A 17,922-nucleotide genomic window follows, 5' to 3' on the forward strand; every position below is an offset into this window, starting at 1 on the left:
TCGCGCCATGGCCCGCGTCTACGTCTCCACCGTCGTCAACGCCCGCAACGACCGCGTCTGGGCGCGGGTGCGTGATTTCAATGGCCTGCCGAACTGGCACCCCGCCATCGCCGAAAGCCGCATCGAGGGCGGCGAGGCCTCCGACAAGATCGGCTGCGTCAGGGATTTCCGCCTGCGCAACGGCGACCGTATCCGCGAGAAGCTTCTCGGGCTCTCCGACTACGACATGTTCTGTACCTATTCGATCCTGGAGTCGCCGATGGGTGTCGAAAACTACGTCGCGACCCTGCGGCTCACGCCGGTCACCGACGGCGACCAGACCTTTGTGGAATGGACCGCGGAGTTCGACTGTGCGCCCGAGCGGGAGACCGAGCTCGTCAACAATATCGGCGGCGGTGTGTTCCAGGGCGGCTTCGACGCCCTCAAGCGCGTGTTCGGAGGCTAGGCGTGCCGCACATCGTCAAGAGCACGATCCTGAACGCACCGACCGACGTGGTGTGGAATGTGCTGCGCGATTTCAACGGGCACGACCGCTGGCATCCCGCGGTTGCGACCTCCTCAATCGAACGCGCGCAGTCCTCCGACAAGATCGGCTGTGTCAGACGATTTAAGCTCAAAGACGGCTCCGAGTTGCGCGAGCAATTGCTGGCGCTGTCCGACCTCGAACAGACCCTCAGCTATTGCCTGCTCGATACCCCAATCCCGATGTTCAACTACGTTGCCCATGTTCGCCTCTTGCCGGTGACCGACGGCGATCGGACCTTCTGGCATTGGGAATCTCGATTCACCACGAAGCCCGAGGACAAGGACCGCATCAGCCACATGGTCGCGGAAGACATCTACCAGGCCGGATTCGAGGCGATCCGCCGGCACCTGAAGGAGGCCGCATAGACATGGCCGTGACAGTGAAGACCTTTGCGAGCTCGAACGAAGCCGCCGCCGCTTTGTCATCGGATCGCGGCGCGCGCTATCTCGGCGGCGGCACGCTGGTGATGCGGGCGCTGAACGAGGGCGACGTCTCGATTTCGACCGTCGTCCGCGCGAGCGACCAGGCGCTGACCCGGATCGACGCATCCGGCCCGCGCATCACGCTGGGCGCCGGCGTCACTTTCGCGAGGATTCTCGGCGAGCGCGATCTTGCCTTCCTGCACGCCCCCGCCCGCTCGATCGGCGGCCCCGCGGTGCGCAACATGGGAACGGTCGGGGGCAACCTCTTTGCGCCCAATCCCTATGGCGATTTCACCGTGGCGCTGCTCGCGCTCGATGCCATGGTCGCGGTGCAAGGAAGCTTCGGCGCCCGCGACATCGCGATCGAGGAATTCCTGCAATCGCGAGAACGGCAATCCGGCGCGTTGGTGTTGTCGGTTTCCTGCACGCGGCCGGCCAGCACGGAGGCGTTTCGCTATCGCAAGGTTGCCCGCATCAAGCCGAAGGGCGGCTCGGTCATCACGCTCGCCGCGCACGTGCCGATCAGCGGCGGGCGCATCGCCGGCGCTCGCATTGCGCTCGGCTCGATGGCGCCGACCCAGATTCGCGCCAGGGCAGCGGAGCGTGCGCTGGAAGGAAGCATCCTCGATGCCGCGACCATCGCTGCGGCCGCCTCCGCGGCAACCGAAGGAACATCGCCCTCCGACAGCGCCCTCGGAAGCGCCTGGTATCGCCGCGAGATCGTGGGCGTGCACCTGCGTCGCCTCTTGTCCGGCCAGGAATAGATAGAGAATAGACAAGGGATAGACCGCCATGTCGAAGACCCCCCTGCAATTTCGTCACAACGGCCGCGACGTCGCGATCTTCGTCGATGGCGGCACCAGCCTGCTGGTTGCGCTGCGTGAGCTGATCGGCGACATGACCCCGAAATTCGGCTGCGGCCAAGGCGGCTGCGGCACATGCAGCGTGCTGATCGACGGCGAACTCCACCTCTCCTGTCTGACGCTTGCCGAGACGGTCGCCGGCCGTTCCGTCGAGACGCTCGACGGTCTCAAGCAGGGGCCGAACCTGCATCCTCTCCAGCGCGCGTTCGCCGACAATTTTGCCGCCCAATGCGGCTATTGCACGCCGGGCATGCTGATGGCCGCAAAAGCGCTGCTCGACCGCAATCCCTCCCCGAGCCGGGACGAGGTCGTCGAGGCCATCTCCGGCAATATCTGCCGCTGCACCGGCTACGAGCCGATCATCAACGCCATCCTCGCCGCCACGGGCGGCCGGGCCAGCGCCTGAGGCCTCACCATGTTGGAACTACGCAAGGACATTTTTGCTGACGAACGCGACGACAATCTCAAGGAGATCGGCAAGGGCACGCAGCGCCAGGACATGCTCGGCCACATCACGGGCACATCGAGCTATTTCAACGACCACAAGCTCCAGGGCATGCTGCACCTCAAGGTCGTTCGTTCGACGCACGCGCATGCGCGGCTCCGCCGCATCGACACCACGGAAGCAGAACGCTCGACCGGCGTGCGGCGAATCATTCGCGGCGCCGACGTGCCGCGCAATCTCAACACGCTGCTCAGCCTCATCAACTTCGGCAAGGACGATGAACCGTCGCTGGCTGTCGACAAGGTCCGCTACAAGGGCGAGCCCATCGTCGCCATCGTCGCCGACAGCGAGCGCGAGGCCTTCGAGGCGATCGCGAAGGTACGGATCGACTACGAGCCGCTACCGACCGTGTTCGATGTCGAAGATGCCCTGAAACCCGGTGCGCCCGTGGTCAACGAGACCTATCCGAAGAACGCTTTCATTTATCACGACGTCTACGATCACCAGAGGCTGCGCTTCGGCGATGCCGATGCGGGGCTCGCGACCGCCGACCACGTGCTCGAACAGCGCTACCAGATGTCGCCGATCGAACACGCGCCGACGGAGACGAATGGCGCGATTGCGGCGCCCGACACCAACGGACGCTATGTCGTCTACACCTCGACGCAGGCGTTATTCTTTTCCGTCGACACCTGCGCTAAGATTCTGGACGTGCCCTCCAATACCTTCCACTTCATCGGCGGCACGGTCGGCGGCGGGTTTGGCGGCAAGGTGGATACCTTGACCGAGCCGCTCGCCATCTTAGGGGCGATGCTGACGGGACGCCCGGTGCGCTACGTGTTCGGACGCGAGGAGGAGATGCAGTACGGTCCGCCGCGCGGCGCCGAGCGCATCTACATCAAGGACGGGGTGATGCGCGACGGCCGCATCGTCGCGCGAAAGATCCGCGCCTATTTCGATAGCGGTGCCTATACGCGGCTGTCCAGCTATGCCGCCGTGAAATGCGCCGCCCATCTGCCGGGCCCCTACACCATCCCGAACGTCTACGGCGACGTCTACTGCGTCTTCACCAACCGGACACCTGCAACCGCAATGCGCGGCTTCGGTGTCACCGCGATGGACTTTGCCATCGAATGCCAGATGGACAAGCTCGCAAATCTCGTCGGCATGGACCCGATGGAGTTCCGCATCGTCAATGCATATCGCGACGGCGACATGAAGGCGCACCGGCGCGAGGCCAAGAACACGGCGCTGATCGAATGCGTTCAGGTCGCGGCCGAAAAGGCCAAGTGGCCGATCCGCGACGAGTTCAGACGCGCTTCCTCGCGCAAGGATGGCGGCGGCAGCCGCGCCGTGATCCCACCGACGCCGACGGAATCGCGCGCGCGGCCGGCGGCGCCCGTCCAGCAGCGCACGACCTATGATCGCGCCCCCGTGACTGCGACGAGAGAGCCGCCGCGCGAGCCGCCTCCGCCGGCACCGCCACCTCCGCCGCCGCGCCCGGCCGCACCATCACACGGCGCGACCCGGTTCTCGTCCGTGTTCGGGACAAGGAGACGCTGAGATGACCAGGCATCGCGGACGCGGCATGGCGTCGATCAATTATCCCATCGGCATGAATCTCGGCGGCGATCCCAGCCAGGCGCTGGTCCACTCCAATCCGAGCGGCAAGTTCACCGTGGCATTGTCGTCGATCGACCTCGGTCAGGGCATGAAATCGGTGACGCGGCAGATCTGCGCCGAGACACTCGGGGTGCCCGTCGAGGACGTCTATGTCGACACCGCGGACTCCGACACCGGCCCGCACTGCATGGGTTCGTTCGCCTCGCGCGGCACACACCGCGTCGGCAATGCGGTCATGGCCGCGGCGCGAGAGGCACGCGGCGTCATGATGGAGGCCGCCGCCGAGGAGCTCGAGGTCAACGCCGCCGATCTCGAGACCGACGGCCGCGGCAACATCCATGTCAAGGGCGCACCGCACCGCTCGATCTCTACCAAGGATGTCGCGATCGCTGCACAATTCAAGCAGGGCAAAACCATTTCCGGCCGCGGCATCTTCCTGGTGCCCCTGTCCGACGTCGACCCCGAAACCGGCGAGATGTCGCCGGCGACCTGCTACGCCCATGCCTGCCTGGTCGCCGAGGTCGAGGTCGATGACGAGACCGGCGAGGTCGCTATGGTGCGCATGGACTCCGCCTATGAGCTCGGCCGCGCGCTCAACCCGCGGCTCGTCGAGCAGCAGCTCGTCGGCGGCGCCTGGATGGGTATCAGCCACGCGCTCTACGAGACGCCCGAGCCCTATTATCCTGACCCCGCTCACGGGCCGCGCGATTTCGTCGAGTATCTCATGCCCGGCCCCGGCGACATCTGTCCGCACGATATCGCCGTGCTGGAGCGTCCTGCGCCCGATGGTCCCTACGGCGCCAAGGGTCCCGGCGAGATGTGCGCCAACCCCGTGCTGCCGGCGGTTGCCAATGCGATCTTCAATGCGGTCGGCGTGCGCATCGACGATCTCCCGATCACCCCCGAAAAGGTGCTGCGCGCAATCAAGGCCCAGGGCGGCGCGCGGCCGCAGGCGCGGCGCTAGAGGTTTCGTCGTGGCGGTTCGCGGCAACATCGTTGGCATCGACAGCCCCGAGGCGCTGGAGAAGGCGCTTCGGGCGGCCTATTACCTCGCAGACGAGGGACTGGCGACCGCGGCCTATCTCGGCCTCGCGCTCGGCAAGCCGCTGCTGCTGGAAGGCGCGCCCGGTGTCGGCAAGACCGAGGCCGCGAAAGCCATTGCGGCCGTGCTCGGCCGCCGCCTCATCCGCCTGCAATGCTACGAGGGAATCGACGCCGCCGCCGCGCTCTACGAGTGGAACTACCCGCGCCAGATGCTCGCGATTCGCCAGGCCGGCGACGAGAGCATCGACATCTATGGCGAGACGTTCTTGATCGAGCGGCCGATGCTGGCGGCGCTTCGCGCGCCCGACTCCACCGTGCTGCTGATCGACGAAATCGACCGCGCCGACCAGGAGTTCGAGGCCTTCCTGCTCGAATTCCTCTCCGACTTCCAGATCTCGATTCCCGAGCGCGGCACGGTGCGCGCCGCCGAGCGTCCCGTCGTCGTGCTGACGTCGAACCGGACGCGCGACCTGCATGAAGCCCTGCGCCGCCGCTGCGTCTATCACTGGATCGATTACCCCACCGCCGAGCGCGAGGCGCGGATCATCATGATGCGCGCCTCCAGCGTGGCCGAAGCCACGGCACGCGCCGTCGTCGCAGCCGTCGAAAGGCTCCGGCGCGAACCGCTGAGCAAGGCGCCGGGGATCGCCGAGGCGGTCGACTGGGCCGAGGCCGCGACGTTGCTGCACAAGGGCGGCGCGCGCTGGCCGGATGCGTTCAAGCGCTCGATCGGCGTAGCGCTGAAGGACGAGGAGGACCTGCATTTCATCTCGCCGCGGCTCGACGCAATGCTCGCAGAGGCGACCGCATGAGCACTGAGCCGCAGCTTCCACGCGCCGCCCGCACCTTCGTCGCCTTCGTTTCGCTGCTGCGCGCGAACGGCTTTGCCGTAGCGCCGGAACAAACGACGACGTTCTTGGCGGCGATCGGGCTACTCGGCCCAGGCAACATTGACGATGTCCGGCAGGCGGCCCTGGCGACGCTGGCTCCACCGCCCGAACGCCGCGCGACCTTTGACCGGCTGTTCGATCTCCACTTCCGCGGCAGCGAGGCGATCGAGCGCGACGATGAGGGCGAAGACGACGAGACGGTCCGTCTCCAGGAAGAAGGCCGCGGCGACGAGGAGCCCATGCTCTCCGACGAGGCTAGCGAGTCAGGCCTGACCGCGAGCCGAACCGAGGCACTGGTCGAGCGCCGCCTTGCCGTGACCTCGATCACCGGCGCCCTGCGCCGCCTCGCCCGCGAGGCGCCGCGACGCCTGCCGCGACGACGCGGCCACCGCCGCATGCGCGCGCGGCGCGGGCCGTTTGCGGATCTGCGCCGCACCTTGCGCGAGACCGTCCGCAACGACGGCGAAATCCTGCGGCTGGGGCACCTGAAGCGACGGCAGCGCCCGCGCAAGATGCTGCTGCTGATCGACGTCTCCGGTTCGATGAAGAGCCGCACCGAAGAGAACATGAAGCTCGCGCATGCACTGGTGCAGGCCGCGTCCAATGTCGAGGTCTTCACCTTCGGCACACGGCTGACCCGCGTCACCCGTCCGTTGCGGCTGAAGCGCCGCGAGCAGGCATTGAACGCCGCCGCGCATCTGGTCAGCGATTGGGACGGTGGCACCCGTATCGGCGACGCGCTGCAGGCGTTCCTGGCGGTGCCGCGATTCGGCGGCTATGCGCGCGGCGCCGCCGTGGTCGTCGTCTCCGACGGACTCGAGCGCGGCGAACCCGACGCACTTCGCGGCGCCGTCGCAAGATTGTCGCGGCGGGCCTGGCGTTTGAGCTGGCTGACGCCGCTCGCGACGAGCCCCGGCTTCCGCCCGCAGACTGAAGCGCTCATCGCCATCGAGCGCTTCGTCGATGATCTCGTGGATGGCGGATCGAGCGCGTCGATCGTCGCGCACATTCTGGCGTTGGGACGAAGGAGAGCGGCGTGACCGAAATTGTCGATGGCCATCATCACATCTGGCGGCAAGCCGACCTGCCCTGGCTGACCGGTCCGATGCAGCCACGGATCTTCGGCCCTTACGAGCCGATTCGGCGCGACTATCCGATCCAGGAGTATCTCGACGACCTCAAGGGCACCGGCTTCACTCGCTCGGTCTATGTGCAGACCAACTGGGCCAATGAGCGCTTCGAGGACGAGGCGGCCTGGGTGCAGCAGACCGCCGATGAACACGGCTGGCCGCACGCGATCATCGCCTATGCCAATTTTGCCGTCGAGGACGTCCGGCCGCAGCTCGATCGCCTGAGCCGCTATTCCCTCGTGCGCGGCGTTCGCATGCAGCTCCACTGGCACGAGAATCCGCTCTACCGCTTTGCAGCCCGCCCGGATCTTTGCGTCGACCCCATGATCCGCCGCAACGTCGCGCGTCTTTCCGACTATGGCTGGAGTTTCGATCTGCAGGTGTTCACGCCGCAAATGCCGGATGCTGCAGAACTTGCCGAGGCTTGCCCCAAGGTGACCTTCATCCTCCAGCACGCCGGCATGCTCGAAGACCTCTCGCCGGCGGGACGAGCCGCCTGGCGCGCCGGCATGGCCCGGCTTGCGACATGTCCGAACGTAGTCTCGAAGCTCTCCGGGCTAGGCACCTTCATCCATCGCAACGATCCCGCACATATCGCCGCCGTGCTCGCCGACACGGTGGCGATCTTCGGCGCGGAGCGCTGCCTGTTTGGCTCCAATTTCCCGATCGAGAAGTTGTGGACCAGCTATCGCGAGCTCGTCGGCGCGTTTCGCGCGGCGGGCTCGCCGTTCAGTGCAGAGCAGCAGGATGCGATCTTCAACGCGACCGCGACGCGCGTCTACCGGCTCGGGCCGTAGCGATCACAGACAAGAAGCGGAAACAGGGAGGGAAACGAATGGCGCTGGAGATCAAGATCCTGGACTATGGCGATATCGAGTTGGAATCGAGCTTTCTGGTTCTCGGCCGCGACTGCGGCCGCACTCGCCGCGTCCTCACCCTCGGCTTCCTGATCCTCGGCGGCCCCTATCCGGTGGTGGTCGATACCGGGTACCGCTCCAACCAGATCATGGAAACGCTGGGCATGCGCGGACTTCAGTACCATGAGAACATGATCGAAAACCAACTCGCGCGTCACGGCGTACGCATGGGCGACGTCCGCTTCGTCTGCCACACCCATTTGCACATCGACCACGCCGGCAAAGACGATCTGTTCCCGATGAACACCACCGTCGTGGTCAACCGCCGCGAGCTCGAATATTCCGTCTCCGGCCTGATGCATCCGCAATATCCGGCACCCGACGTCAAGCACCTGATCGATCGCCTACACACCAGGAGCGCGCTACGCTTCCTGGATCTCGAGATCACGGGGCCGATCGAGCTGATGCCCGGCGTCTATTGCGACGCCGCCAACGCCCACACCGAGGGCTCGATGAACATCATCGTCCACACCGCCGACGGCATCGCGACCATCTGCGGCGACGTGATCTATGACATCAACGACCAAATCGTCACGCCGTTCAACGAAATCCACGATTGGGAGCCGCGCACCACCGGCAACCACGGCACCACCAAGCGTGCGGAGAAGGCGGCGATCAAGAAGCTGTTGAGCAACTCGCGCTACCTCCTCCCCGTGCACGATCGTCCCGCGAAGATCGAAGGCGGCAACGTCGTCGGACGCCTGCACGACCAGGTGCCCGGCCCGATCGTCCAATCCCTGCCGCAGCGGAACTGGTTCCCGGCCTGAGGATCGACCGATGACGCATGTCACTTTGCGAAGTGAATTCGAGGCCCTGATCGATCCATACGCACCGGTCGCGCAGGTCGGCACCGGCTTCGACTTCACGGAAGGACCGATCTGGCATCCGGTCGATCACTATCTCCTGTTCTCGGACATGCCGGGCGACGTGCGACGGCGCTGGGATGCACGGCGCGGCGTCGTGGAGGTCAAGCGTCCCTCGAACAAGTGCAACGGCATGACCTACGATGCCGAGCTCAATCTGATCGTCTGCGAGCACGCGACGTCATCGCTGATCCGCGAACGGCCGGACGGGCGGCGCGAGGTGCTCGCCTCGCATTTCCATGGCCAGGAGCTCAACAGCCCCAACGACGTCTGCGTTCATTCGTCCGGCGCGATCTATTTCTCCGATCCCTGGTATGGCCGCATGCCGGTCTATGGCGTCGAGCGGCCGCGCCAGCTCGGCTTCCAGGGCGTCTATCGCCTCGTGCCAGGCGGCGAACCGAAGCTCGTGGTCGATCGCAACCTGTTCGACCAGCCGAACGGGCTGTGCTTCTCGCCGGACGAGAAGCTGCTCTATGTCAACGACACCGTGCAGACGCTGATCCGCGTCTTCGACGTCGATGCGGACGGCGCGCTCGCCAATCAACGCGTGTTCGCAAGCGGCATCCACTCCGAGCTCGAACCAGGTGTGCCCGACGGCATGAAGTGCGACCAGCACGGCAATGTCTGGGTTACCGCGCCTGGCGGCGTGTGGGTCTACTCACCGAGGGGCGAGCTGCTCGGCAAGGTCCGCGTGCCCGAGCTGGTCGCCAATCTCGCCTGGGGCGGGCCGGATTTCCGCACGCTTTATCTGACGTCGACCCGCTCGGTCTACGCGATCCCCACCAAAGTCGGTCCGCGCCATGAGCCCTATATGAGCGGCAAGCGCAGAGGCGGCACCGACGCGAGCGCCGCGCCTGCGGCACCGATCCTTAACCAGGACGAGATGCGGCTCGATCCCCATCGCTGCGCCATGATCATCCAGGACCTGCAGAACGACGTCATCATGGACGGCGGCGCCTTTGCCGATTCCGGCTCACCGGTTCACGCGCGCCAGCAGCACGTCGTGGACAACGTCCGCCGCCTGGCCGAGACCGCGCGGGCCCGCGGCGTCGCGATCATCCATGTCTGGTTCATCGTCGAACCCGGCGCGCCCGGCGTGACGCTGAATGCGCCGTTGTTCGAGGGATTGGTCGACAGCAAGGCGATGGTGCGCGGAAGCTGGGGCGCCGCGCCCGTGTCCGGGCTCGAGCCGCGGCCCGGCGATTTCGTGGTCGAGAAGATGCGCATGAGCGCCTGGGAAGGCACACGGCTGGAGACGATCCTGAAAGCCACCGGCCGCGACATGATCATCAACACCGGTGCGTGGACCAACATGTCGGTCGAACACACCGCGCGCACCGGCGCGGACAAAGGCTACTTCATGATCGTGCCCGAGGATTGCTGCTCGACGATGAATGCCGACTGGCACAACGCCTCGATCAACTTCGCCATGCAGAACGTCGCGGTCGTGACCAGTGCGGATACCGTCATCAGAGCGCTGGGATGACGGCCGGTGCCAAAACTTCTGCATTTGTCTTGCTCGCCACGCCCCGACTCCGAATCGAGCGCGGGCGCGCGCACCTTCCTTGAAGCCTTCCGCCGAGCGCATCCCGATTGGGACATCGATCTCATGGACCTCTGGCGGGAGCGGATGCCGGAGTTCGCTGGCCCCATCGTCGAGGCCAAGTACGCCCGCATGAAGGGGCAGGCCTTCAACGATCCGCAGCGCGACAGCTTTGCCGAGGCCGAGCGCATGGCGATGCGCATCTCGCTCGCCGATCGGGTGTTGATCTCGACGCCGATGTGGAATTTCGCCATTCCCTACAAGCTCAAGCAGTGGTTCGACATCATCGTCCAGCCCGGGCTCACCTTTCGGTTCGCCCCCTCGGAAGGATACCTCCCGCTGCTGAAGGACCGGCCGACACTGGTGATCCTCGCCAGCGGCAGCGATTTCGCCACCGGAATGAATCGCGGTCGCATCGATATGGCAACGCCCTACCTGCGGGAGATCTTACGCTTTATAGGAATCAACAATGTACGTTTCGTCCTGATCGGGCCAACCACCGGACCGCAGCAACCCATCGAGGCTGCCCGTGAAAGGGCGCATCAGCGCCTTGCCACAATTGCTGCGAACTTCTGACGCGCCTACGACCACTTCTCTTGCCCCAAGTGATCTGCGCAAGTTGACGATTACTTGGCAGCAGTTGTCCGTCCCGCGGGCAAGGGTTGCACCGAGTCCGCCAAATCGATGAAGACTGGCTGATGATCGGAGGCGTCAGTCGTGCCGTTGACACCAACGCAGCGGACGCGATCCGCCAGATCCTCCGTCACGAAAATGAAGTCGCGACAGTCGGGCCCCTCCGTCCACTGCGCATGATCGTATAGTCCGCAAGTCGGTTCGCGCGGCCGGTCGGGACGACCGATCGTCCAGGCATCGCGATAATTGAGGCCACGCCGGCCCGATCGATCGATCAACGCATGTTGCGGGTCGCTGACGTCGAAGTTGAAATCGCCGCACATCACGCTCGACGCCGCGACCGTCTGACTCCCGTACGGCTCCTCATGTTCGGCGGTTGCCACCTTGGGGCTGGTCGACGACTTCTCCTGCAAATCCAGGAGACGCCCGATCTGCGCTTCTCGCTGACCGGCTGAATGATACTCGAGATGCGTATTGACGATGCGCACCGCGCCGAAGGCCGCCTGCACCGTCACCTCCAAGGCATGGCGTCGCATGCTGCGCACGGTGCCCGCTCCCGGCCAGGGCAGTAGGTGATTGGCGATCTGCATGACCGGCAAGCGCGACAAGGTCATGTTGCCGAACCGATGCGGCCGGCCCGCCCGATCTACCGTTTCGATCGCCGGCCGAAATATAGGGGTGTAGCCGGGAAGCAGAGTGGCGAGTTGCGCGCTTTGATCGGCGTTCCCGTCGAGCTCGGAGAAGTTCGAGCTCACCTCCTGGAAGCATAGGACGTCCGCGTCGACAGTCTGCTTTGCAACCGCGACGATTCTCGCAAGATCCGTCGCGCCGTCGCAGCCTTTGCCACACTGAATGTTCCAAGTCAGAAGCCGCATTAGCGGATACCTGCACGCATGAATGATTGAACGAACTGCCGCTGGAAGAGAAGAAAGGCAATCAGCAACGGCGCCATCGTCATGACGGTCGCTGCGGTGATGACCGACCAGTCCACTCCGGTCTCCGGCGCCCCGAACACCGCAAGACCCACGGTGAGTGGCCGAGCTTCCACGGAGTTCGTGACGATCAGCGGCCACAGGAAGTTATTCCAATGGTAGCTGACGGAAACAAGGCCGAAGGCCACATAGGTCGGACGCGCCAGCGGAACATAGACCCGCCAGAGAATCCCGAGCGGCCCTGCCCCCTCGACTCGGGCCGCCTCGACCAATTCCTGCGGGACGCTCTTGAAGGTCTGCCTCAGGAGGAAAATGCCAAACGCGCTTGCAAGGTAAGGAAGCGCGATCGCGGGGATCGCGTCCAGCAGCCCCAGCTTTGCGATCGCGCGATAGTTTTCGACGATCAGCACGTCAGGCATGATCATCAGTTGGAGCAGAACGAGAGCAAAAGCGATACCGCTGCCCCGGAATTTGAAGCGCGCAAAGGCATAGGCGGCGAGCGTCGACAGGATGAGCTGCCCGATCAGGATCAGCGTGACGAGGACGACCGTGTTGAGATAATAGCGGGCGAACGGCGCCTGCTTCCACGCCCGGGCGAAATTCTCCAACGTCCACGGCGCGGACAGGCTGAACGACGTTGCGTAAGCGGCGGGATGCAGCGCACTCCAGAATGCATAGGCCAGCGGCGCGAGCCAGATCAAAGCCAAGAACCACGCTGCGACTGCCTCGAAGGGATGTGTCCGCCCTCTCATTGATAGTGGATCCTGCGATCGAGGTAGCCGAACTTGATCAGCGCAAGCGTGCTCAGCAGCACGAGAAGCACGACCGTTAGCGTTGCCGCGTAGGACGAATCCTGGAATGTGAAGGCGACTTCATAGATATAGTAGAGCAGTAGCGTACTGGCGTTGTTCGGACCACCCTTGGTCATGATCACAAGGTGATCTACCAGCTTGAACGAGTTGATGACCGCGTTTATCGCCACGAACAGCGTGGTCGGCATCAGCAGAGGGAACGTAATCCGGCGGAAAGTATACCATCGGCTCGCGCCTTCGATCGCCGCGGCTTCATCGAGATCAGGTGAGAGCTGCTGAAGGGCTGCAAGGTAGAAGATCATGAAGAAGCCTGCCTCCTTCCAGATCACCATGACGATCAGGCATCCCATCACCGTCGAGGGATCGCCAAGCCAATTCCAACCGGCGAGACCGAAAAGTGCACGCAACTGATCAAGCAGGCCATAATCCGGAGTGTAGAAAAACAGCCAGATGTTGGCGACCGCGATCATCGGCAGCACGGTCGGCGTGAAGTAGGCCAGGCGCAGGAAGCCGCGGCCGCGCATGTTGCGATTGACCCAGATCGCCATCATCAGGGCCAGGGCAATCGACGTCGGAATGGTGCCGAGCGCGAACCAGAAATTGTTGACCAGTGCCCTCCAGAAGATCGGATCGGCCATCATGGCCTGGTAGCTCTCGAGGCCGACGAAGACCTCGGTGCCGTTCCGGCGCGTGATGAAGAGCGAATGCCGGATCGTCGCCAGGATCGGAAAATGGGTGAACGCGATCAACAGGACGGCCGCCGGCAACAGCAGCAGCCAAGCGTTCACGGCATTCCACCACGCCTGCGATCCGGCGCGGCGCGTCGCAATGGGCGATGAGGCGGCGTAATCCGACATTCGTGAGCCGGCGGGCTGGCGGCTGCCCCGCCATCCCGCCATTTCCCTATTTGTAGGCGCGCAAGACGCGGTCGGCCTGCTGCTGCGCGGCGGCCAGCGCCTCCTGCGGCTTCTGCGCGCCGGTGACGGCGGCCTGTACGGCATCTCCGACAAACTTGTAGATGCGGCCGTTTTCGTGGACGGAGAGCTCCGGCACCGCATGCTCGAGCTGATCGCGCGCGACCGTGGCCTGTGGGAAGCCCTTCGCGTACTCCTGCATCGCGGGCGTCTTATAGGCGGCCGGCGACACGGCCACGTAGCCGGTCTTCATGCTCCATTCGGCCGCGCGTTCCGGAGCCGTCATCCATTGAATGAACTTGACGGCCGCCTTCTGCTGTTCGGGTGACGCACTCTTGAAGATGTAGAAGTTGCCACCACCGGTCGGCGAGCCCCGCTTCTCCTTGGCCGGCAGCATGGCAACGCCGAACTGGAATTTCGCGGCGTCCTTGACTGCCGTCAGATTCCCGGTCGTGTGCCACATCATCGCCGTCTTGCCCTCGAGAAAATCGGTGCGCAGCGTGGCCCAGTCGATGCTGCCCGCCGGCGCCACATTATGCTTGCGCGACAGGTCGACCCAGTATTCGAGGGCGGCGACTGTTTTCGGTGCGGTCAGATAAACCTCGTTGCCGGGCTCGTTCATCATCTTCTGGCCGTTCTCGATGGCGAGCGCCTGCAGCATCCAGTAGGCGTAGCCGGTCGAGGGAATTTCGACGCCCCAGCGCGTGGTGTTTCCGGCGCCGTCTTTCTTGACGAGCTTCTTCGATATCTCGACCATTTCGTCCCAGGACGCCGGCGCCTTCTCGGGATCAAGACCGGCCTCCTTGAAGGCCTCCTTGTTCCAATAGAGCACGATCGTCGAACGCTGGAACGGCACGCTCCAGGTCTTGCCGTCGATCTGTCCGTTCGCTATGAACGCCGGATAGAATTCCTTGAACCACGATTTGTCACTGACGAGACCGTCGATCGGCACAATGGCGTTCTCGTCCATGAGCGTGAACACGTCAGTGGACAGCAGCACCGACAGTTGCGGCGGCTGCCCGCCCTTCATGGCCGTCATCGCCTTGGTCATCGTATCCGTGTAGTTGCCGGCATAGACCGCCGTAACCTTGATGTCCGGGTTGTCCTTCTCGAAGCGCGAGACCATATCGTCGATGATCTTCGTGACCGGCCCGCCGACGGCGACCGGATAGTACATCGTCAGATCGACCGCAGCGGCAGGACGGGCACCCACGGACAGCGCAGCGAGTGCGGCCGCCATCAATATCGTTCGTCGCGCAATCATCTTGTCAATCTCCCTCGTTATCCCGTTTTGGCTGAAACAGTCGCTGCTATTGGCCGGATGCCGCCAGCTTGCCCTCTTTGACGATGGTCTCGAATCGGCGCTCCGAATTCGGCTCGAAGCGATGCTCGTGCTCGGGCTCCCACGCTATCCGGATGTCCTCGCCTGGCTGAACCTTGCTGAAACCGTCGAGTCGCACCGAGATCGGCTGACCATCGATCTCGCACAGAACGATGCTGTCGGCGCCGAGATGCTCGACGGCCTTTACGCGCGCGACATGATTCCCACCCGGCACGATGCGGATGTGCTCCGGCCGGATACCGATGAGATGATCGCTCCGGCGCAACAGATTCATCGGAGGCGTGCCAATGAACCGCGCCGTGAACGCCGTCGCCGGACGGTTATAGAGCTCCTCCGGTGAGCCGTTCTGCTCGATACGACCGTCGCGCATCAGTACGACGCGGTCTGCCATTGTCATGGCTTCCGTCTGGTCGTGGGTCACGTAGACCATCGTCATTCCGAGACGCTGTTGCAGCGCCCGGATCTCCGTCCGCATCTCGTGCCGCAGCTTGGCGTCCAGATTCGAAAGCGGCTCGTCCATGAGGCAGACTCGCGCTTCCGCGATGATGGCCCGTCCCAGCGCAACGCGCTGGCGCTGCCCCCCGGAAAGCTGCGACGGCTTGCGCTCAAGCAGATGCGCGAGGCCAACGATGTCGGCCACACGGCGGAGCCGTTCGTCTCGCTCGGCGCGCGACACGCGCCGCACACGCAAGCCGAAAACGATATTCTCGGCCACGCTCAAATGCGGAAACAGCGCATAGGATTGAAAGACCATGGAGATCTTCCGTTGCGCCGGAGTGAGATGGGTCACGTCGACGCCGCCGATGGCAATCGTGCCGGCATCGGCCTCCTCAAGGCCGGCAATCAATCGAAGCGTGGTCGATTTGCCGCATCCGGAAGGCCCAAGAAGCACCAGCAACGAACCCTCGTCCGCCGTCAGACTCACGTCATCGACGGCGCGCATCGCTCCCCAGGACTTGGAGACGTGACTCAGCGTAATCGCCGACATGGCTCGTTCGCTCTTGGCTGCGGAGGTCTGTGCAGGGTGCGGGCGTAACTACGTATGCGGGCCGCGTCTTGCTCCGGCAGAGCAGCCCAAGTCCGGTCATCACAAGCAGACCGATTCATGCCGTCCCTCCCATGACCACGCAATTCATCGGCGCGGCGATTATTATGTTCATATGAACATAGTGTGACGACATATGAAACAGAAAATTGCGCGTTCGGTGTTCAAATGATACTTTCGTTGAAACGGACAGCTCATGCTCAATACCGCCACGTCACGTCAGGCCCACATATTGGAGATCGTGCGCGAGGAAGGCTTCGCCTCGATCGAGCACCTTGCGACGCGTTTCGACGTCACGCAGCAGACCATCCGGCGCCTCGTGAACGCACTGTGCGATCAAGGACTGCTCCGGCGAATCCACGGCGGCGTCAGCCTTCCCGTCCAGAACCAGAATCTCGCCTACGGAAGCAGACAGGGGTTGAACGCCAACGCCAAACGGCGCATCGCGCATGCGACTGCCAGGTTCATTCCCGACGGGGCCTCGCTCATGATCGGGCTTGGCACGACGCCTGAATATGTCGCGCAGGCGCTATCCCGCCGTCAGGATCTGCGCGTGATCACCAATAATCTGAACGTGGCCGCAGCGTTCGCACAAAATCCCGACGTGGAAATCACGATCGCCGGCGGCACGCTCCGCCCGCTCGATCGGGATATCGTCGGCGAAGCGGCCGCACGCTTCTTCTCGGGCTTTCGAGCCGATTACGGGATATTCGGCGTCGGAGGCGTCGATCAAGACGGCACGCTGCTCGACTTTCACGTCGACGAAGTTCAGGCGCGGCAATCCATCGTCGCCAATTCGCGAACAGCCGTGCTTGTCGCCGACACAACCAAATTCGGCCGCAATGCCACGGTGCGAGGCGGTCATCTCGAAGACTGTCACCACCTCTTCACCGATGGCCCGTTACCGCCGGCCTTTCAGCCGATCGCCGCCAGCTTCGCCGATCGCATTCACGCAACGGGCGAGGCTCGCGCTGATTCCGAGCGACTTCGCGACACCTAGCCGACCTCGGCAGATCCTACGCTCTTGCCCAGATCGATCGCCCGCTCTCATGCAAGTGGGTGCTCGTCATCGGCCCCGCGCCCTTGCCGATGATCGCGCGGAACGGGCTCCGCATGGTCCACTTTGCCACGGTTGACTGGGGCTTTCCGGTCAACGCCGGCGCTGCCGGAGAAGAAAAAGAAGGCGACTTGGCTGTTATCCAGTGAGCTCGAACGCCGAAACCAGGAACTGTGTTTCCGGTGAGGCCACCGCGCTAGGGGCGAAGATCCATGTCGATCCGCACGAAGTCGCCCCGATAGGTCACTTCGCCGAGATAGATGACGGTGCGGTCCTTGGTCGTGAAAACCCGGCGGACTTCAGCAACCGGCGAATTCAGGGGAACGCGGAGCAGCCGTGCCGCCTCGATATCCGCGGTGCCGATCGTAAGCGTCTGACGTGCGCTGGCGATCGCCGGATCCTTGAGGTCATTGAGGATCGGGATCACGGTCTGGTTGCGAAAGCGCTTTGGATATCTGCGGAAGATCTTCTCATCGAGATAGATGGAAATCACGCAATAGGGCTGCTTCTCGCGCGAATGAAGACGCCGCATGAAGACGTATTTCTCGGCGGGCCTGCCGTCTTCCGGAAACAGCGGCGCATCGCTGCGACTCTCCGAGATATTGATGATCTCCGGCGACGTGTCGCGGTACATGTCGGCGAGGTCGGACAGGGTCGTCTCGACCTTGAGCCACCGGTCCTGCCGCACGGTCCCGGTCACGAACGTGCCGCGCCCCTGCTGCGCCTCGATGACTCCATCGCGCGAGAGCAGGTCGACGGCCTGCCTGATCGTGACGCGCGAAACGCCAAACTCGGCCGCCAAGTCCTCATTGGCCGGTAGGCGAAAGCCCTTGGTCCAGATGCCACGTGCGATCCGCTGTCGGAAGATATCGGCAATCTGCGCGTATTTTGGGACGTGACTGTCGGAACTCAATTCCATCT

General features: G+C 64.0%; 19 protein-coding genes. 13 read left to right on the forward strand and 6 right to left on the reverse strand.

Annotation, left to right across the window (positions count from 1 at the left end; translation table 11 throughout):
• The first annotated feature begins 7 nt into the window (after window positions 1–7).
• The 12 genes from MTR72_RS02420 to MTR72_RS02475 are packed head-to-tail and all read left to right on the forward strand — an operon-like array spanning window position 8 to window position 10,842.
• Window positions 8–445, forward strand: coding sequence for an SRPBCC family protein (locus MTR72_RS02420; protein ID WP_280966130.1), 438 nt, complete (start codon window positions 8–10; stop codon window positions 443–445).
• Between the two features lie 2 nt (window positions 446–447).
• Window positions 448–891: an SRPBCC family protein gene (locus MTR72_RS02425; protein ID WP_280966131.1), complete on the forward strand. Its 444-nt coding sequence runs from the start codon at window positions 448–450 to the stop codon at window positions 889–891.
• A gap of 2 nt (window positions 892–893) precedes the next feature.
• Window positions 894–1,712 (forward strand): FAD binding domain-containing protein, encoded by an 819-nt coding sequence (locus tag MTR72_RS02430; protein WP_280966132.1) that lies wholly within the window; start codon window positions 894–896, stop codon window positions 1,710–1,712.
• 28 nt (window positions 1,713–1,740) lie between these two features.
• Entirely contained in the window at window positions 1,741–2,217 is a 477-nt protein-coding gene (locus tag MTR72_RS02435) for a (2Fe-2S)-binding protein (RefSeq protein ID WP_280966133.1), read from the forward strand.
• A 9-nt stretch (window positions 2,218–2,226) separates the two neighbouring features.
• Complete coding sequence (locus MTR72_RS02440; RefSeq protein WP_280966134.1) at window positions 2,227–3,819, forward strand: xanthine dehydrogenase family protein molybdopterin-binding subunit; 1,593 nt, start codon at window positions 2,227–2,229, stop codon at window positions 3,817–3,819.
• A gap of 1 nt (window position 3,820) precedes the next feature.
• Window positions 3,821–4,843: a xanthine dehydrogenase family protein molybdopterin-binding subunit gene (locus MTR72_RS02445; RefSeq protein WP_280966135.1), complete on the forward strand. Its 1,023-nt coding sequence runs from the start codon at window positions 3,821–3,823 to the stop codon at window positions 4,841–4,843.
• Between the two features lie 10 nt (window positions 4,844–4,853).
• Entirely contained in the window at window positions 4,854–5,735 is an 882-nt protein-coding gene (locus tag MTR72_RS02450; RefSeq protein ID WP_280966136.1) for an AAA family ATPase, read from the forward strand.
• Window positions 5,732–6,853, forward strand: coding sequence for a vWA domain-containing protein (locus tag MTR72_RS02455; RefSeq protein WP_280966137.1), 1,122 nt, complete (start codon window positions 5,732–5,734; stop codon window positions 6,851–6,853). The genes MTR72_RS02450 and MTR72_RS02455 overlap by 4 nt, the downstream gene beginning before the upstream one ends.
• The gene (locus MTR72_RS02460; protein WP_280966138.1) at window positions 6,850–7,740 is read left to right on the forward strand and encodes an amidohydrolase family protein; all 891 of its coding nucleotides are present in this window, start codon (window positions 6,850–6,852) and stop codon (window positions 7,738–7,740) included. Before MTR72_RS02455 ends, MTR72_RS02460 begins: the two co-directional genes overlap by 4 nt.
• Window positions 7,741–7,778: 38 nt before the next feature.
• On the forward strand, window positions 7,779–8,627 hold the full coding sequence (locus MTR72_RS02465) for an MBL fold metallo-hydrolase (protein ID WP_280966139.1): 849 nt from the start codon (window positions 7,779–7,781) through the stop codon (window positions 8,625–8,627).
• 10 nt (window positions 8,628–8,637) lie between these two features.
• Entirely contained in the window at window positions 8,638–10,209 is a 1,572-nt protein-coding gene (locus MTR72_RS02470) for an isochorismatase family protein (RefSeq protein ID WP_341510046.1), read from the forward strand.
• A 6-nt stretch (window positions 10,210–10,215) separates the two neighbouring features.
• Window positions 10,216–10,842 carry an FMN-dependent NADH-azoreductase gene (locus MTR72_RS02475; protein ID WP_280966141.1) on the forward strand — a complete coding sequence of 209 codons (627 nt, stop codon included), beginning with the start codon at window positions 10,216–10,218 and terminating at the stop codon, window positions 10,840–10,842.
• Between the two features lie 50 nt (window positions 10,843–10,892).
• Here MTR72_RS02475 and MTR72_RS02480 read toward each other — a convergent pair whose 3' ends face one another.
• The 5 genes from MTR72_RS02480 to MTR72_RS02500 are packed head-to-tail and all read right to left on the reverse strand — an operon-like array spanning window position 10,893 to window position 15,887.
• A complete protein-coding gene (locus MTR72_RS02480) occupies window positions 10,893–11,774 on the reverse strand; it encodes an endonuclease/exonuclease/phosphatase family protein (RefSeq protein WP_280966142.1) in 882 nt (293 codons plus the stop codon).
• Window positions 11,774–12,583, reverse strand: coding sequence for a carbohydrate ABC transporter permease (locus MTR72_RS02485; RefSeq protein WP_280966143.1), 810 nt, complete (start codon window positions 12,581–12,583; stop codon window positions 11,774–11,776). The genes MTR72_RS02480 and MTR72_RS02485 overlap by 1 nt, the downstream gene beginning before the upstream one ends.
• Window positions 12,580–13,500: a carbohydrate ABC transporter permease gene (locus MTR72_RS02490; protein WP_280966144.1), complete on the reverse strand. Its 921-nt coding sequence runs from the start codon at window positions 13,498–13,500 to the stop codon at window positions 12,580–12,582. The genes MTR72_RS02485 and MTR72_RS02490 overlap by 4 nt, the downstream gene beginning before the upstream one ends.
• A 46-nt stretch (window positions 13,501–13,546) precedes the next feature.
• On the reverse strand, window positions 13,547–14,821 hold the full coding sequence (locus tag MTR72_RS02495; RefSeq protein ID WP_280966145.1) for an ABC transporter substrate-binding protein: 1,275 nt from the start codon (window positions 14,819–14,821) through the stop codon (window positions 13,547–13,549).
• 46 nt (window positions 14,822–14,867) lie between these two features.
• Window positions 14,868–15,887, reverse strand: coding sequence for an ABC transporter ATP-binding protein (locus MTR72_RS02500; RefSeq protein ID WP_280966146.1), 1,020 nt, complete (start codon window positions 15,885–15,887; stop codon window positions 14,868–14,870).
• Window positions 15,888–16,140: 253 nt separating this feature from the next.
• On the opposite strand from MTR72_RS02500, the gene MTR72_RS02505 reads away from it, so the two are divergent.
• On the forward strand, window positions 16,141–16,944 hold the full coding sequence (locus MTR72_RS02505) for a DeoR/GlpR family DNA-binding transcription regulator (RefSeq protein ID WP_280966147.1): 804 nt from the start codon (window positions 16,141–16,143) through the stop codon (window positions 16,942–16,944).
• A gap of 253 nt (window positions 16,945–17,197) precedes the next feature.
• Here MTR72_RS02505 and MTR72_RS02510 read toward each other — a convergent pair whose 3' ends face one another.
• Window positions 17,198–17,920 (reverse strand): GntR family transcriptional regulator, encoded by a 723-nt coding sequence (locus tag MTR72_RS02510; protein ID WP_280966148.1) that lies wholly within the window; start codon window positions 17,918–17,920, stop codon window positions 17,198–17,200.
• Window positions 17,921–17,922 lie beyond the last annotated feature (2 nt).

It is taken from the genome of Bradyrhizobium sp. ISRA442 (assembly GCF_038085055.1).
GTDB lineage: Bacteria > Pseudomonadota > Alphaproteobacteria > Rhizobiales > Xanthobacteraceae > Bradyrhizobium.

What these genes read in the sequence shown, in the direction of transcription:
- MTR72_RS02420 (WP_280966130.1), top strand. Translation starts at nt 8, where the DNA reads ATGGCCCGCGTCTACGTCTCCACCGTCGTCAACGCCCGCAACGACCGC.
- MTR72_RS02430 (WP_280966132.1), top strand. Translation starts at nt 894, where the DNA reads ATGGCCGTGACAGTGAAGACCTTTGCGAGCTCGAACGAAGCCGCCGCC.
- MTR72_RS02435 (WP_280966133.1), top strand. Translation starts at nt 1,741, where the DNA reads ATGTCGAAGACCCCCCTGCAATTTCGTCACAACGGCCGCGACGTCGCG.
- MTR72_RS02440 (WP_280966134.1), top strand. Translation starts at nt 2,227, where the DNA reads ATGTTGGAACTACGCAAGGACATTTTTGCTGACGAACGCGACGACAAT.
- MTR72_RS02445 (WP_280966135.1), top strand. Translation starts at nt 3,821, where the DNA reads ATGACCAGGCATCGCGGACGCGGCATGGCGTCGATCAATTATCCCATC.
- MTR72_RS02455 (WP_280966137.1), top strand. Translation starts at nt 5,732, where the DNA reads ATGAGCACTGAGCCGCAGCTTCCACGCGCCGCCCGCACCTTCGTCGCC.
- MTR72_RS02465 (WP_280966139.1), top strand. Translation starts at nt 7,779, where the DNA reads ATGGCGCTGGAGATCAAGATCCTGGACTATGGCGATATCGAGTTGGAA.
- MTR72_RS02470 (WP_341510046.1), top strand. Translation starts at nt 8,638, where the DNA reads ATGACGCATGTCACTTTGCGAAGTGAATTCGAGGCCCTGATCGATCCA.
- MTR72_RS02480 (WP_280966142.1), bottom strand. Translation starts at nt 11,774, where the DNA reads ATGCGGCTTCTGACTTGGAACATTCAGTGTGGCAAAGGCTGCGACGGC.
- MTR72_RS02485 (WP_280966143.1), bottom strand. Translation starts at nt 12,583, where the DNA reads ATGAGAGGGCGGACACATCCCTTCGAGGCAGTCGCAGCGTGGTTCTTG.
- MTR72_RS02490 (WP_280966144.1), bottom strand. Translation starts at nt 13,500, where the DNA reads ATGTCGGATTACGCCGCCTCATCGCCCATTGCGACGCGCCGCGCCGGA.
- MTR72_RS02495 (WP_280966145.1), bottom strand. Translation starts at nt 14,821, where the DNA reads ATGATTGCGCGACGAACGATATTGATGGCGGCCGCACTCGCTGCGCTG.
- MTR72_RS02500 (WP_280966146.1), bottom strand. Translation starts at nt 15,887, where the DNA reads ATGTCGGCGATTACGCTGAGTCACGTCTCCAAGTCCTGGGGAGCGATG.
- MTR72_RS02505 (WP_280966147.1), top strand. Translation starts at nt 16,141, where the DNA reads ATGCTCAATACCGCCACGTCACGTCAGGCCCACATATTGGAGATCGTG.
- MTR72_RS02510 (WP_280966148.1), bottom strand. Translation starts at nt 17,920, where the DNA reads ATGGAATTGAGTTCCGACAGTCACGTCCCAAAATACGCGCAGATTGCC.